Source organism: Lysobacter sp. HA18 (assembly GCF_054057595.1).
Map to the genome: position 1 here is coordinate 2,528,516 of NZ_JBSRZL010000001.1, position 15,117 is coordinate 2,543,632.

15 protein-coding genes are annotated in these 15,117 nt (G+C 67.6%); 14 read left to right on the forward strand and 1 reads right to left on the reverse strand.

The window, feature by feature from the left end:
• Nucleotides 1-106 precede the first annotated feature (106 nt).
• The 14 genes from flgJ (at nucleotide 107) to ACVWWW_RS12540 (ending at nucleotide 13,893) form a co-directional block, all read left to right on the forward strand.
• Complete coding sequence (gene flgJ / locus ACVWWW_RS12475; protein ID WP_036142711.1) at nucleotides 107-1,096, forward strand: flagellar assembly peptidoglycan hydrolase FlgJ; 990 nt, start codon at nucleotides 107-109, stop codon at nucleotides 1,094-1,096.
• 3 nt (nucleotides 1,097-1,099) lie between these two features.
• On the forward strand, nucleotides 1,100-2,974 hold the full coding sequence (flgK, locus tag ACVWWW_RS12480) for a flagellar hook-associated protein FlgK (protein WP_027083260.1): 1,875 nt from the start codon (nucleotides 1,100-1,102) through the stop codon (nucleotides 2,972-2,974).
• Between the two features lie 17 nt (nucleotides 2,975-2,991).
• Nucleotides 2,992-4,182 (forward strand): flagellar hook-associated protein FlgL, encoded by a 1,191-nt coding sequence (gene flgL / locus ACVWWW_RS12485; RefSeq protein WP_036142042.1) that lies wholly within the window; start codon nucleotides 2,992-2,994, stop codon nucleotides 4,180-4,182.
• Between the two features lie 63 nt (nucleotides 4,183-4,245).
• Nucleotides 4,246-5,001, forward strand: a complete 756-nt coding sequence (locus ACVWWW_RS12490) for a flagellar brake protein (protein ID WP_036142039.1) — start codon at nucleotides 4,246-4,248, stop codon at nucleotides 4,999-5,001.
• A gap of 459 nt (nucleotides 5,002-5,460) precedes the next feature.
• Nucleotides 5,461-6,606, forward strand: a complete 1,146-nt coding sequence (locus ACVWWW_RS12495; protein WP_027083258.1) for a flagellin — start codon at nucleotides 5,461-5,463, stop codon at nucleotides 6,604-6,606.
• Between the two features lie 65 nt (nucleotides 6,607-6,671).
• On the forward strand, nucleotides 6,672-6,983 hold the full coding sequence (locus ACVWWW_RS12500; protein ID WP_036142036.1) for a flagellar protein FlaG: 312 nt from the start codon (nucleotides 6,672-6,674) through the stop codon (nucleotides 6,981-6,983).
• 82 nt (nucleotides 6,984-7,065) lie between these two features.
• The gene (gene fliD, locus ACVWWW_RS12505; RefSeq protein WP_027083257.1) at nucleotides 7,066-8,397 is read left to right on the forward strand and encodes a flagellar filament capping protein FliD; all 1,332 of its coding nucleotides are present in this window, start codon (nucleotides 7,066-7,068) and stop codon (nucleotides 8,395-8,397) included.
• Nucleotides 8,398-8,417: 20 nt separating this feature from the next.
• On the forward strand, nucleotides 8,418-8,804 hold the full coding sequence (gene fliS, locus ACVWWW_RS12510) for a flagellar export chaperone FliS (protein ID WP_027083256.1): 387 nt from the start codon (nucleotides 8,418-8,420) through the stop codon (nucleotides 8,802-8,804).
• A complete protein-coding gene (locus ACVWWW_RS12515; protein ID WP_155914339.1) occupies nucleotides 8,801-9,085 on the forward strand; it encodes a hypothetical protein in 285 nt (94 codons plus the stop codon). Before fliS ends, ACVWWW_RS12515 begins: the two co-directional genes overlap by 4 nt.
• Entirely contained in the window at nucleotides 9,082-9,648 is a 567-nt protein-coding gene (locus tag ACVWWW_RS12520; RefSeq protein WP_027083254.1) for a PilZ domain-containing protein, read from the forward strand. The genes ACVWWW_RS12515 and ACVWWW_RS12520 overlap by 4 nt, the downstream gene beginning before the upstream one ends.
• A 69-nt stretch (nucleotides 9,649-9,717) precedes the next feature.
• Complete coding sequence (locus ACVWWW_RS12525; RefSeq protein WP_051235211.1) at nucleotides 9,718-10,374, forward strand: response regulator transcription factor; 657 nt, start codon at nucleotides 9,718-9,720, stop codon at nucleotides 10,372-10,374.
• Between the two features lie 240 nt (nucleotides 10,375-10,614).
• A complete protein-coding gene (gene rpoN, locus ACVWWW_RS12530) occupies nucleotides 10,615-12,024 on the forward strand; it encodes an RNA polymerase factor sigma-54 (protein ID WP_027083253.1) in 1,410 nt (469 codons plus the stop codon).
• 13 nt (nucleotides 12,025-12,037) lie between these two features.
• Nucleotides 12,038-12,436, forward strand: a complete 399-nt coding sequence (locus tag ACVWWW_RS12535; RefSeq protein WP_027083252.1) for a response regulator — start codon at nucleotides 12,038-12,040, stop codon at nucleotides 12,434-12,436.
• The gene (locus ACVWWW_RS12540; RefSeq protein ID WP_027083251.1) at nucleotides 12,433-13,893 is read left to right on the forward strand and encodes a sigma-54-dependent transcriptional regulator; all 1,461 of its coding nucleotides are present in this window, start codon (nucleotides 12,433-12,435) and stop codon (nucleotides 13,891-13,893) included. Before ACVWWW_RS12535 ends, ACVWWW_RS12540 begins: the two co-directional genes overlap by 4 nt.
• 87 nt (nucleotides 13,894-13,980) lie before the next feature.
• Here the strand turns inward: ACVWWW_RS12540 and ACVWWW_RS12545 are convergent, their stop codons facing one another.
• Nucleotides 13,981-14,964: an integron integrase gene (locus ACVWWW_RS12545; RefSeq protein ID WP_027083250.1), complete on the reverse strand. Its 984-nt coding sequence runs from the start codon at nucleotides 14,962-14,964 to the stop codon at nucleotides 13,981-13,983.
• Nucleotides 14,965-15,117 lie beyond the last annotated feature (153 nt).

The following is a 15,117-nucleotide window of genomic DNA, read 5'->3' on the forward strand; positions in this document are numbered from 1 at the left end:
TTACCGGCGTCGAGAGCCCTTTTCCGCACGCAGACACCGCGAGCCGCCCCGCCCGACCACCGCCTTTCCGCCGCCCGCTGGGCACAGCCTTTGCATCGGTCCCGACATGCACCTGCAGACCGCCATCGCCCTGGATCACGCCGCGACGACCTCGACGTCGCGTCCCGCCATGGAAAAGGCCTCGAAGGAACTGGAAACCCAGTTCGCGAGCATGCTCATCAAGTCGATGCGTTCGACCACCAGCGGCGATCCGCTGTCCGGCGGCGATACGACCTACCGCGAGATGTACGACGGCCAGCTCGCCAAGGAATTGACCAAGGGGCGCGGCCTCGGCCTCGCGCCGATGATCATGCGGCAGCTGCAGCAGAGCACCGGTCAGTCCGCCACACCCGCCGCGCCGCAAGGCCCGCTTCCCCTCGCCCGTCCCGCCGCCAGCGCATTGCCGCTGTCCGTGCCGTCGGGCATCGCACCGATGAAGCTCGGCGATTCGCTGCAGCTCGCACCGTCGAGCAATGGCGTGTCGATGAGCACGCTGTCGGCACCGGCAACGCCCGTCGCGCCGACCAGTGCATCCACGAACACCGAGGCCTGCGGCCCGCTGACGCCGATGGACTGCAGCAGCCCGGAAGCGTTCGTCAAATCACTGTGGCCGCATGCGAAGAAGGTCGCCGCCGAACTCGGCGTGTCGGCCAAGGCGCTGGTCGCGCAGGCCGCGCTGGAGACCGGTTGGGGACGTCGACTCGTCGGCGGCAACGGCCAGGTGTCGCACAACCTGTTCGGTATCAAGGCCGGCGGCAGCTGGGGCGGCAACACGGTGAACGCCGCGACGCATGAATACGTCGCCGGCGTGCGCCAGGGCCAGCGCGCGAATTTCCGTTCCTACGGCACGCCTGCCGACAGTTTCGCCGACTACGCGCGACTGCTCAGCGGCACCCGCTATGCGAATGCACGCGGTACCGGCGAGGACGCGCATCAGTTCGCATCCGCGCTGCAGCACGCGGGTTATGCGACCGATCCGTCGTATGCCAGCAAGATCACCGCGATCGCGAACGGCGCCACCATGCGCCGCGCGCTCGCATCGCTGGGGAGTGCGTAACCGATGAGCGTTCTCTCCACCGGCTCCAGTGCCCTGCTCGCCTTCCAGCGCGCGCTCGGCACCGTCAGCCACAACGTCGCGAACGTCAACACCGAAGGTTATTCGCGCCAGCGCGTCGACCTCGAAGCGCGCGTCGGCCAGAACACCGGTGCCGGTTATGTCGGCGCCGGCGTGTCGATCCAGAAACTGCAGCGCCTCGCCGATGGTTTGAACTTCGCGCGACAGGCCGACAGCAGCGGCGAACTCGGTCGTCTTACGCAGCTCAGTTCCTACGCCGATCGACTCGACGGCCTCTTCAGCAACACGTCGACCGGGCTCGCAGCGCCGTGGTCGAATTTCTACGGCGCGGTGAAGGGCGTCGTTTCCGAGCCCGGTTCCAGCATCGCGCGACAGTCCATGCTCAGCGCGGGCGACCAGCTCGCGTCGCGATTCCGCGCGATGGATTCGCAGTTGACCTCGATGGGCACCGAAGCCGATACGCGGCTGACCGCGCAGGTCGACGTCGCCAATCAGCTCGCGAACGAAATCGCGAAGCTCAACGACCAGATCTCGTCGTCCGGTTCGAACGCGAGCCCCGACCTCATCGACCAGCGCGACCTGCGCATCGACAAGCTCGCCTCGCTCACCGGTGCGCAGGTCGTGCCGCAGGACGATGGCTCGCTGAATGTATTCAGTGGCGGCCAGGCGCTGGTGCTCGGCGCGCGCGCCGGGAAACTGACGCTGGCGCCCGATCCGTACAGCGCGGATCGCAAGGTGCTGTCGCTCGATACGCCGGGCGGCGCGGTGAAGCTGCCGTCGGGTTCGCTCTCCGGTGAAATCGGCGGCCTGCTCGAATTCCGCGAGCGCGTGCTCGATCCCGCGCGTGCCGACCTCGGCCGCATGGCCACCGCGTTCGCGACCACGATGAATGCGCAGAACCGCGCGGGCGTCGACTACAACGGCGATCCCGGCGGCGATCTGTTCTCGATTCCCGCGCCGCAAGTGAACGCGAACGTCGCGAACACCGGCACCGCAGCATTCACTGCAAGCATTTCCGACGTCGCCGCACTCAAGGGCCCGAACATCGAAATGCGCTACGCCGGTGGCAGCTGGAGCGCAGTGCGCTCGGGCACCGGCGAACCGTTGACGATGAGCGGCGCCGGCACGGCTGCGAACCCCTTCGTGGTCGAAGGCGTGTCGCTGGTGATGAGTGGCGCGGCCGCGAACGGCGACCGCTTCACCGTGCGCCCGACGTCGGAAGCCGCCGGCGCGCTGCAGATGATCCAGAAGGATCCGAACAAGATCGCCGCCGCGTCGCCGCTCACCGCGAAGGTCGATCCGACCAATCTCGGCAACGCGAAGCCGGGCGCGATGCAGGTGACGAACGCGACGCAGTTCGCATCGTTCACCACCGCGCAGGTCGACTTCATCGACGCGACGCATTACACGATCGACGGCGGCGCACCGCAGGTGTTCACCGCGGGCCAGCCGATCGCCGGCAACGGTTGGTCGATGGCCATTGACGGCACGCCGGGCGCCGGTGACTCGTTCACGCTCGGACGCCCCGGACCGAAGTCGACCGACAACAGCAACGCGCGCCTGCTCTCCGCGCTCGACGACAAGACCGTGCTCGACGGCGGCACGACCGGCATGACGACCGGCCTGTCGCGCATTACCGCGAAGATCGGCACCGAGTCGTCCAACGCGCAGATGAATCTCGACGCGCAGCAGGTGCTGCACGACCAGGTGGTCGCCGAACGCGATTCGGTGAGCGGCGTGAACCTCGACGAAGAAGCGGCGGACATGCTGCGCTACCAGCAGGCCTACCAAGCTGCGGCGCAGGTCATCTCCACCGCCGACAACATGTTCCAGACGCTGCTCGGCGCCGTGCGCGGCTGATCCGGAGACCCGAACCCATGCGCATCTCCACCGCCGGCCTCTATCAACAGGGACTCACGGCGCTCATGCGTCGTCAGACCGACGTCGCCAAGACGCAGCAGCAATTGGCGACCGGCAACAAGCTCACGCGCGCGGCGGACGATCCCGCGGGCGCCGCGCAGGCGCAGCGCATCGACTACGCCGTGTCGCAGCTCGACCAGTACGACAAGGGCGCGGGCCTGCTGCAGAACCGCCTCGAAGCGCAGGAAAACGCGCTCAGCGACGCCAACGACTACATGACGCGCGCGCGCGAACTCACGGTGCAGGCGAACAACGGCACGATGTCCGCGGCCGATCGTTCGACCGTCGCCGCCGAGATCCGTCACCTTCGCAGCAGCCTGCTCGAAGTCGCGAACCGCACCGACGGCAATGGGCGTTCGCTGTTCGCCGGCCAGCGCAACGACGTCACGCCGTTCTCCGATACCGCAGGCACGGTGACCTACAACGGCGACGACGGCCAGAACGCCATCGACGTCGCGCCGGACATGACCTTGTCCGATGCCGACCCCGGCAGCGAAGTCTTCATGCGCGCACTCACCGGCGACGGCACGATCCGCGGCCGCGCGACGGCGTCGAACACCGGCACCGGCGTGCTCGCGGCGACCAGCGTCACCGATCCGTCCGCATGGGGCGGCCGCACGCTCACCCTCGAATTCACCTCGCCCACCGCCTACCGCGTGCTCGATGGCACCACGGTGGTGAGCAGCGGCACGTATGCTGACGGCGACACGTTGCAGGCCGGCGGCGTGCAGACGCGGCTGACCGGCGCGCCCGCCACCGGCGACACCTTCACCCTGCAGCCCGCGCCGCGCCAGGACGTGTTCGCCACGCTGCAGAACCTCGCCGACGCGCTGGACGCACCGGCCACCACGCCGGCGCAGAAGGCGCAGTTGTCGAACGCGCTCGCCGGCTCGCTGTCGGACGTGACCTCCGCGCAGGAACACTTCCTCTCGATCCGCTCGAGCACCGGCAGCCGATTGGCCTCGCTGTCGCAGTCCGCCGACGACCGCTCGGGCACGGCGCTGTCCCTCAAGCAGACGCTGTCGGGCCTGCGCGACACCGACTACGCCGAGGCCAGCACCCGGCTCAGCCTGCAGATGACCGCCATCGAAGCCGCCCAGAAGACGATGCTGCGGGTACAGTCGCTGTCCCTCTTCGACAAGCTGTAAAGTCGGCCGCATGCCCAACCCGACCCCGCGGCAACCCGACGCCGCCCCCCGGAACGCGCACGCATGAGCGAGCCACGACCCGTCGCCCACGTCGAAGGGGAAAGCCTGTACGAGAAGTACATGCTTCATCACCCCGCCGACATCCGCGGCTGCCTGCGCCAGCTCGTCGACAAGCGCTGCGTGCTGCTCGTGCATGCCGCGGGTACGGAGAACGCGGTGTCTGCCGCACTCGGTGTCGACGGCGGTTCATTCTGGATCGACGTGCCGCGCGATGCCGCGCTGACCGAGCAACTGCTCGCCGCCGATCGCCTTCGTTTCGAAAGCTCGATCGATCGCATCACCGTGCGCTTCGCCACCGGCGCGGCGCGTACCGGCATCCACGAAGGCCTGCCCGCGCTCGAGGTTCCGGTGCCGGTCAAGGTGATGCACCTGCAGCGTCGCGAATATGTGCGTCGCGAACCGCCGGGCACGCTGTCCTGCATCCTGCCCGTGCATTCGGACGGCGGCGCACGCCGCACCGTTCGCGCGACGATCGCGGACATCGGCGGTGGCGGTCTCGCGGTGCTGACCAGCGATGACCACAGCGTCGAGATCAACACCGGCGATCTGTTTCCCGGCGTCATGCTCGAACTCCCCGAACAGGAACCGATGCTGGTGACGTTGCGCGTGCAGCATGCCGCGCACATCGACCAGCGCGGACGTCGCGTGGTGCGTGCAGGTTGCTGCTTCGTCGACCTCACCGTGCAGGACCAGGCGCGACTGCTGCGCTACGTCATGCAACTCGATCGCATGCACCTGGCGAGGATGCGCGACGACTGACGCGCACTGCACATCGACATACAAACAAGACGCGACGCTTCGGTGTCGCGTTTTTCATTGCGCGTTCGAAATCGATCGGGACATGACGCGACGTGCTGCGACGCAATGTCGTGCAATGCTCGCAGTCGAAACGGCGAAACCTGCGGAAAACCCCGCGAAATTCAAGTTTTCGCGTACTTCGCCGATAACGTTGCCCCTGCGATGCAAAGACGCGACGTGACGCATTCACCCACGGCCGCTCAAGTTTTTCGCATCGCCGCCGAACGCGCATGCGCAGCCGGCGTGCCGTGCATCACAAGTCGAGCAAAAACGTCTTGACGCACGCAAGCGGCCTAAAGCCCGGGACTGGATTGCCGTTACTCACCACAGCAGCGGCGAAGGCAATCCCGCCGAACCCTGCAGAAACCGGCCCGCAAGGCTTTCGCCGCCCCGCCGGATCCTCACCAGGAGAGAAGTGAAATGGCAGCAATCAATACCAACGTGATGTCGCTGAATGCTCAGCGCAACCTGACCACCAGCGGCGCCAGCCTTGCCACCAGCATCCAGCGCCTGTCGTCGGGCCTGCGCATCAACAGCGCGAAGGACGACGCCGCCGGCCTCTCGATCTCCGAGCGCATGACCTCGCAGATCCGCGGCCTCGACCAGGCTGCCCGTAACGCCAACGACGGCGTGTCGCTCGCCCAGACGGCGGAAGGCGCCCTCGGCGAAGTCGGCAACAACCTGCAGCGTATCCGCGAGCTGGCCGTGCAGGCCTCGAACGGCACGAACTCGCAGTCGGACCGTGACGCGCTGAACGCCGAAGTCACGCAGCTGCAGTCAGAAATCCAGCGCGTGTCGTCGACCACCAAGTTCAACGGCGTGAACCTGCTCGACGGTTCGTTCGCCGGCGTCGCCTTCCAGGTCGGCGCGAACTCGGGCGAGACGATCACCGTCGCCTCGATCGCCAACGTGCAGACCTCGGCCCTCGGCGGCGCGGTGACGCGTTACTCCGGCTCGGTCGGCGCTGCGTCGGTGACCGGCTTCGCCACGGCGATCGCCGCGGGCGGCGTGAAGATCAACGGTACCGACATCGGCGCAGTCGCCGCCGCCGGTAGTGCCCAGGAACGCGTCGGCCAGATGGCCGAAGCCATCAACCGCGTCTCGGCGCAGACGGGCGTCGGCGCTTCGTACGACCAGTCCTCGGGCCAGCTGACGCTGTCGTCGTCCGCCGCGATCACGATCACCGGTACCACCGATGACGCGACCGTCGCCGGCTTCGCCAACGCGTTCTCGGCGACCTCGTCGACCACCACCGGTATCGGTAACGTCAACGTGTCGTCCTTCGCCGGCGCGCAGATGGCGATCGACGTCGCCGACGCGGCTCTGAAGTCGGTCAACACCTCGCGTGCAAACCTCGGCGCGCTGCAGAACCGCTTCAGCTCGGTCGTCTCGAACCTCAACACGACCTCCGAGAACCTGTCCGCTTCGCGCAGCCGTATCCGCGACGCCGACTACGCCAAGGAAACCGCCGAGCTGTCGCGCACGCAGATCCTGCAGCAGGCTGGTACGGCGATGCTTGCCCAGGCCAACCAGGCGACGCAGGGCGTCCTCAGCCTCCTGCGCTGATCGACAACCCGCTGTAAACGGAACCCGGGGCGTTCGCGCCCCGGGTTTCGCACATGTGAGTCGCCATGTCCGACATCGCATCCGTCAAATCCGTATCGCCTTCCGCCTCGACGCACGCCGCCGGGGTGTCGTCGTTGGCGCATGCGCCGGCGCCGGCGGTGCCTCGCACGCCCGCCGCATTGCAGAAACAACTCGACGCATTGATCGCCGACAGCGACACCTCGCTGCGCTTCCGCGTCGACTCGCAGTCCCATCGGATCGTCGTCTCCGTGCTCGACCAGCAAGGCGCCGTCATCCTCCAGATTCCGGACGAAGCCGCGCTCGACGTCGCGCGCCGCCTCGCCCTCACCGGCGCGCTGCTCGACAGCCGCGCCTGAACGCCACGGCCGCTAAAGCAGCGGCCTGCAACGCCGTTAACGACTCCGGGAACGCGCCGCACCGCGGCGCACCGGAGGCTTCATGGCAGGTATCTCCAGCGCCGGCGGATCGATCGACGTCAGCACGCTCGTCAGCCAGCTGATCGCGGCCGAGCGTGCGCCGACCGACAGGCGTTTCGACACGGTCCAGTCCACCGCGCAGACGCAGATCTCCGCGTTCGGGCAGATCACCAGCGCGATGTCGAGCCTGCAGAGCACGATCAAGCGCTACGACGGCGACGGCGCCCTGCCCGGCCGCAAGGCGACGGTTGCGACCGACGCCGGCTTCACCGCCAGCGCGACGTCATCGGCCAAGCTCGGCACCTATTCCATCAGCGTCGAGCGCCTCGCCACCGCGCACAAGCTGCAGAGCGCGCCGGTGGCCGCGACCACGCAGGTCGGCTACGGCCGCATCAGCCTGCAGGTCGGCACCGGTACGCAGATCGACGTCGACATCGCGCAGGACAGCGGCACGCTCGCCAACATCCGCGATGCGATCAACGCGAAGGTCGGCGACAAGGGCCTGACCGCGAGCATCGTGCATGGCGACGGCGGCGACGTGCTCACCATCGCCGCGACCAAGACCGGCACCGCGGGCCAGATCACCATCACCACCACCGGCGGTGACGGTGGCCTCGGCGTGCTCGCAACTACCGGCGGCACGCTCACGCAGGTCGCGCCCGCGCAGGACGCACAGGTGAAGATCGACGGCGTGCTGCGCACGTCGAGCTCGAACACGATCAGCGACGGACTCGACGGCGTATCGGTCACGCTCACGAAAGCCGCGCCGGGCACGCCGTTTTCGCTCGACGTCAACACCGATGCCAGTGCGCTGAAAGCATCGATGCTGGTGTTCGTCAGCTCGTACAACACCGCGCTCAGCCAGATGCGTTCGCTGAGCCAGGCCGGCTCGAGTTCGCAGTCGGCCGGCGCACTCGTCGGCGACGCGACGCCGCGCTCGATCATGCAGAACATGCGCTCGATGGTGTCGGGCGCGTACGGCGATCTTTCCAAGCTCGGCTTCAAAACCGCCGTCGACGGTTCGCTCACGCTCGACGGCGCCAAGTTCGATGCGGCCATCACCGCGGACCCGGCGGCCGTCAGCAAGTTGTTCGGACCGAGCGCGCCGCTCGGCAAGCAATTGCGCAGCTCGATGGATTCATGGGTCGGCGCGGGCAGCGTTCTGAGCAGCCGTACCGATAGCCTCAATAAAAAGCTCAAGGATTTGCAGAAGCAGCGCGATAACTACCAGGTACACATCGACCAGCTCACCACGCAGTACCGCACGCAGTTCTCCGCGCTCGATGCCCTGGTGACCAAGATGCAATCGACCAGCACCTACCTGTCGCAGCAGCTCGCATCGCTGCCTTCCTGATCGGAACACCGAGCACCGCCATGAGCTACCACGCACTCGCCAGCCAGTATCGACAGACCGCGGTGTCCAGCGCCGTGCTCGAGGCCGATCCGCATCGCCTCGTCGCGCTGATGTTCGCCGGCCTGCGCGAGCGCCTGCAGCTCGCGGCCGCATGCATCGACGCCGGCAACATCGCGCGCAAGGGCCAGGCGATCAGCGAATCGTCGACCATCGTCGGCGCACTGGCCGGTTCGCTGAACATGGAAGCCGGCGGCGAGATCGCACAGAACCTGCTCGCGCTCTACGACTACGTGCAGCGTCGCCTGCTCGAAGCGAACGTCGGCAACGACACCGCCGCGCTGCGCGAATGCGATGGCCTGATCGCCGACATCGAATCGGCATGGACTGCGATCGGAGCCGCCGCGTGACGCTCGCGTTGCCCACCGACGCGATCCGCACCTGCATCGCCAACAACGATTTCGACGGCGCGCACGCGCTGATCGTCGAACACGAGAACTCACTGCGCGCCACGTTCGAGACCGGCACCGCCGCCGAGAAGAGCTGCCGCGAGTCCTGGCTGGAACTCCTCGCCGCGCAGCGCGCGATGATCGAAGAACTGCGCGATGCACGCGACGACGCTGCGCGTTCGCTGGAACGCCTCGGCCGCGACGGTCGCGCGGTGAAGGCTTACCTGCAGGGCGGCGGGTGAGCGTCGACGCTGCGCGGGACTCGCTGTTCGGCGACGCGATCGCCAGCGAGGACGCGCGGCCGCTCGCCATCCTTCCACCGCTTTCCGACGCCGCCCAGCGCGCCGCACTCGCGCGTGCCGAAGCGCTCATGCGCGCACTCTCGCTGGTCGACGATGCACGCACCGACGAAGGCGACGAACCCGGCGCGGATCCTGCGATCCGCCGACTCGAAGCCAAGGTCGACCTGCTGGTCGGACTGGTCGGCGCGCTCATGCAGCGCGATCAACCGGCCGATCCGTTCCGTCCGCTCGACTGGTCCGCACGCGGTGCGGCCATCGCAATGAACGACGACGACGACGCGCTCGCGATGGGCGATGCCGTCGTGCTCCGCCTGCAACCGTCCGACACGCTGCCCGAAGCACTGCTGCTTCCCGCGCACGTACTCGCGATCGAAACCATCGACGGTGGAACCCGCGCCTGGCTCCGCTTCGACCCGCTTTCCCCGGGCCTGGAAGCGCTGCTCGAACGTCACCTGTTCCGCCTGCACCGCCGCGCGGTGGCCGAGCGTCGGCGTCATCGCTGAGTCCGCTCGTCTTGGCGTCGCTACGCCCGCTCGGCTAAGGTGCGGACGACTTCCTTCGACACGAGCCGCGTGCGCGTCCTGATCTGCGACGACCACACCCTGATCCGCGCCGGCCTTCGCCGGCTCGTCGAGTCATTCGACGGGATCGAGGTGGTCGGCGACGCGGCCAGCGGCGACGAAGCGGTGATGCGCACGCGCGAACTGCATCCGCACGTCGTGCTGCTCGATCTGTCCATGCCCGGTCGCAACGGCTTCGACACGCTCGAGGAACTGCGTCGCGTCGCGCCCGACACCGCGGTCGTGATCATGTCCATGCACGACGACGGCCAGCACGTTCGCGAAGCGCTCGCACGTGGCGCGAACGGATTCGTCGTCAAGGAAGCCGCGCCTGCCGAACTCGACATCGCGCTGCGTGCCGCGTTCGCCGGCCAGGTCTTCCTGAGCCCGCAGGTCTCATCCGCGATGCTGGGCGACGCCGCGACACGTCCACGCAAGGGGGCCGATCCGTCGACGCTTCCGCCGCGCCAGCGCGAGATCCTCGCCGCGCTCGGTGCAGGCCGCACCACCAAGCAGATCGCCGCCGACCTCGGCATCTCGATCAAGACGGTCGAAACGCATCGCGCACGGCTGATGGAGGCATTGGGCTGCCGCAACGCGGTCGAGCTGGTGCGTACCGCCGTGCAGTGGAGTGCACGCGTGCCGTCCAAGGACGTCGCACCGCGCTAGACGCGCGTGGCCGTTCGTCGGCTCACCGTTCATCTACCCGACCCGAGCGGCCGCGCATTTTCGGAGGGCCGCACAGTTCGCGTCGGAATGTCGACGCCGTCGTCGGGGTTTCCCCTACCGCCCCCACCTGACCCGCGTCCGCCGGGTCGGGATTGCCCCTATGCGGGGTCTGGCACGAGTCCTGCACGATGCACTGCAGGATTCATGCCGTACTAACGAACGCAACGGGGGGAGGCTCGCATGAAGGCGTCGGTTCGCGCACAGATGTCGCAGTCGCTCAACCTGACGCCGCAGCTGCTGCAGTCGATCCGTCTGCTGCAGCTGACCGCGCCCCAGCTCGAGATGGAGCTACGCCAGGCGTTGGACCGCAACCCGATGCTGGAGCTGGACGAAGGCGATGAGGTCGGGGAGACCGACGCCGACGGCCACGACACAGAATCCGACGAGGCCTCGTACGAGGCGGCGGCCTGGGACGAACTTCCCGAGCCGCAATTCCTGGCGGGCAGCAGTGGCGGCGTCACCGTGGGGGATGACGACACCACCGCCCGCATCATGGATGGCGAGTCCAGCGACTGGCGCCTGCGCCTGCTGAAGGAACTGCGCCTCGACTGGTCGATGGCCGACCTCGCGATCGCCGCGTGGTGGCTCGACCGCACCGCCGACTCGGGCCTGCTCGAAGGCGAACGCGATTCGCTGGCCGCCGAAGGCGCCGCGGATCTCGGCGTGTCGATCAAGGCGATGGAAATCGTCCGCCTGCGCCTGCTCAACGGCGACTGGGCCGGCCTCTGCGCCGTCGATGCGAGCGAATGCCTGTGCGCGCAGCTCGACCGCCTGCCGACCTGCGACGAACGTGACCTCGCGCGCCGCATCGTGCGTGATCACCTCGCCACCCTCGCCCGCCATGACGGCCGCGCACTCGCGTCGGCGCTCGACTGCAGCATCGCGTCCGCGGATGCGGCGGTCGCACTCATTCTTTCGCTCGACGCCTGCCCGGTGCCCGAGCCGTCGAACGACGACGACGCGCACATCGTTCCCGACGTCGTCGTACGCAAGCTCGGTGGCGTCTGGCGCGTAAACCTCAACGGTCGCACCTTGCCGAGGGTTCGTATCTCCGCGCATTGCGAGTCGGGCCTGTCGCGCGCATCCGGGGATGTCAGCGCACTGCGCGGCCTGCTCGACGAAGCGCGCTGGCTGGTGCGCGGCATCGCGATGCGCAACGACACGCTGCTGCGCACCACGCAGGTTCTCGTCGAACGCCAGCAGGCGTTCCTGGAACAGGGTGAGGAAGCGATCGCGCCACTGACCCTGCGGGAAGTCGCCGACGCGATCGGCATGCACGAGTCGACTGTGTCGCGCATCACGACCGGCAAGTACATCCAGACCCCGCGCGGCACGTTCGAGCTCAAGCGCTTGTTCGCGGTTCGCCTCGAGGGCGCGGAAGTGTCCGGTGCGGCGGTGAAGGCGATGGTCAAGCGCCTGATCGACGCCGAACCACCGCACGCCCCGCTCGCCGACGAGACGATCGCCGGCCTCCTGGCCCGACAGGGGATACGCATCGCGCGACGTACGGTGGCAAAGTACCGGGACCAGCTGGACATCGCCCCCGCACGGGTGCGCCAGCGCCCCGCGGCCGCGGTCGCGGCCCGGTGAGGGAACCAGGGAGATCCGAATGCTGAGCGTCCTGTTGGTCGACGACCACGAAGGCTTTATCAACGCGGCCGTGCGCCACCTTCGTCGACTCGACTGGGTGAACATCGTCGGTTCCGCCGGCAACGGCATCGAGGCGATCGCGCAGTGCGAGGCGCTGCGGCCCGACGTCGTGCTGATGGACCTTGCCATGCCCGAGATGGGCGGCCTGCAGGCTACGCGCCTGATCAAGGCGCAGGACGCCCCGCCCTACGTCGTCATCGCCAGTCATTTCGACGACGCCGAACACCGTGAGCACGCATTGCGCGCCGGTGCCGACGCGTTCGTCAGCAAGCTCTCCTACATCCACGACGTCATGCCGCTGCTGGAGAAACTTGCCGGCCGCGCGGGCGCGGAGGTCGGAGCCACCGAATGAGCGAGTCGCGCATTCTGGTCGTGGATGGCGACATGGCGCGTGCCGAACGCGTCGCCACCCTGCTGGAATTCATGGACTTCACGCCGCGCCTCGTCGCCGATGCGGCCGACCTCGATCTGTCGCGCGCGAAAGCGAGTGACTGGGTCGCGATCGTCGCCGGCGATGTCGGCGACGCGGATGCGTGGACGAAGTTCGTCGACTGGCTGTCGCGTCAACCGCTGCACTCGCCGCTGATGGTGCTGCCCGGCCATGACGAGCGCGCGCCATGGCGTTCGCTCGTGCATCCCGATGCGGTGTGGCCGCTCGATTACCCGATCCGTCGCCCGCAACTGCAGGAAGCGCTGCGTCGCGCGAGCCTCAAGCGTATCGATGCGGAGGAACGCCAGGAAAAGCAGAACGTCGGGCCGACCGGCTCGTCCGAAGCGGTCGTGCGACTGAATCGCATGATCGACCAGGTCGCCGGCTTCGATACCACGGTGCTGGTGCTTGGTGAATCGGGCACGGGCAAGGAAGTCGTCGCGCGCACCATCCACGAGCGCAGCAAGCGCGCCGGCAAGCCGTTCGTTGCGATCAACTGCGGCGCGATCCCGGCCGACCTGCTCGAAAGCGAACTGTTCGGCCACGAAAAAGGCGCGTTCACCGGCGCACTCACGCAACGCAAGGGCCGTTTCGAAATGGCCGAGGGCGGCACGCTGCTGCTCGACGAAATCGGCGACATGCCGATGGCGATGCAGGTCAAGCTGCTGCGCGTCCTCCAGGAACGCACGTTCGAGCGCGTCGGCGGCACGCAGGTGTATTCGTGCAACGTGCGCGTGATCGCCGCGACGCACCGCAACCTCGAAGGGCACATCGCGGAAGGCAAGTTCCGAGAAGACCTGTTCTACCGACTCAACGTCTTCCCGATCGAGATGCCCGCACTGCGCGAACGCAGCGAGGACCTACTCGATCTGATCGCGGCGATTACGCGACAGCTCGCCGACAGCGGTCGCGGTCGCGTCACGCTGACCGGCGAAGCAGTCAATGTGCTGAAGCACTACCACTGGCCCGGCAACGTACGCGAGCTGCACAACCTGCTCGAACGCCTGGCGGTGCTGCATCCGAATGGACAGGTGCGCGCCAGCGACCTGCCCGCGCGTTATCGCGCTGGCGCGCCGGAAATCCTCGAAGAACCTGTTGTCGCCGCGACGCCCGCGCCGGCGCTTGCGCCGTCGGTCCTTCCGTCCGCGCGTAACGGTGCCGATGGTGCCGACCCGACGACGATCAATCCGCGCGCCACGCTTCCGCCGGAAGGCCTCGACCTCAAGAGCCACATGGCGGAGCTCGAGCTCGAGCTGATCCAGGCCGCGTTGCAGCAGGCGAACGGCGTGGTCGCGCATGCGGCGCCATTGCTCGGTCTGCGTCGGACGACACTGGTCGAGAAATTGCGCAAGTACGGGATTGATCGCGACGCGGATTGATGCGCGTCGCGCTCTAAGTAGCGCAATGCTCCGTGTGTACTGTGATGCGTCTAGAGACCTAGACCGTTTGCAGGCGCCGGCATTTGATCAGAACTGTCGATCCAGCGGGCTGAGCACCGCGCCGGCACCGCGTCCGAGCACGTGCGTGTAGATCTGCGTCGTGCCGAGATCCTTGTGTCCGAGCAACTCCTGCACCGTGCGGATGTCCTGCCCCGCTTCGAGCAGATGCGTGGCGAACGAATGTCGCAACGTGTGGCATGTGGCTGGCTTCGTGATGCTTGCGAGCGTACGTGCACGCTTGACCGCGCGCTGGAGCGCACTGTCGTCGACGTGGTGACGATGCGTGCGCCCGGTGCGTGGATCGACCGACCGCTGCGCCGAAGGGAACACGAACTGCCAACCGGGATCGCGAGCCGCGGTCGGATACTTCTTCGCAAGCGCATGCGGCAGTCGCGCTTCGCCGAACCCTTCCGCAAGATCGTGCCGATGCAGTAGCAACGCACGCTCGATCGCACGACGCAGGTCTTCTCGCAGCGTCTGCGGCAACGGCACGCGACGATCCTTGTCGCCCTTGCCTTCGCGCACAAGAATTTCGCAGCGCTCGAAGTCGATGTTCTTGACGCGAAGCCGCGTGCATTCCATCAAGCGCATGCCTGTGCCATACAACAACGCCGCCATCAGCCGCGTCTGGCCGTCCATCGCACCGAGCAGTCGATCGACTTCCGATCGCGACAGCACGACAGGCAAACGACGAGGCCGCTTCGCGCGCACGACATCCTGCATCCAAGGCAGCTTAAGGCCGAGCACCTCGCGATACAGGAACAGCAGCGCGGCGAGTGCCTGGTTCTGCGTGCCCGACGCGACGTCATCGCGTGCAGCGAGATCTGTCAGGAAGCGCTCGACCTCGGGCCCGCCCAACTCGCGGGGATGCCGCCGCCCGTTCGCGATGATGAAGCGCCGCACCCAGCTGACGTAAGCGCGCTCCGTGCGGATGCTGTAGTGGCGCACGCGCACCCGCTCGCGCACGAGATCGAGGAGACGCTTGCCGCCGGGCTCCGTGTGCTTCGTGATCGGAGGCCGGGTGGCCCGCCCGGCGAGGTCATTGTCCCAAGGCTCACCGAGCCAGCGAATGCCGTCGTCCTGTGGGCCAGAACTGAACGCCGCAGCACTCCCCGATTGTTTGGCCGCTGTAGGCGCGCGCGGCACGTTCGCCACCGAGCTCAT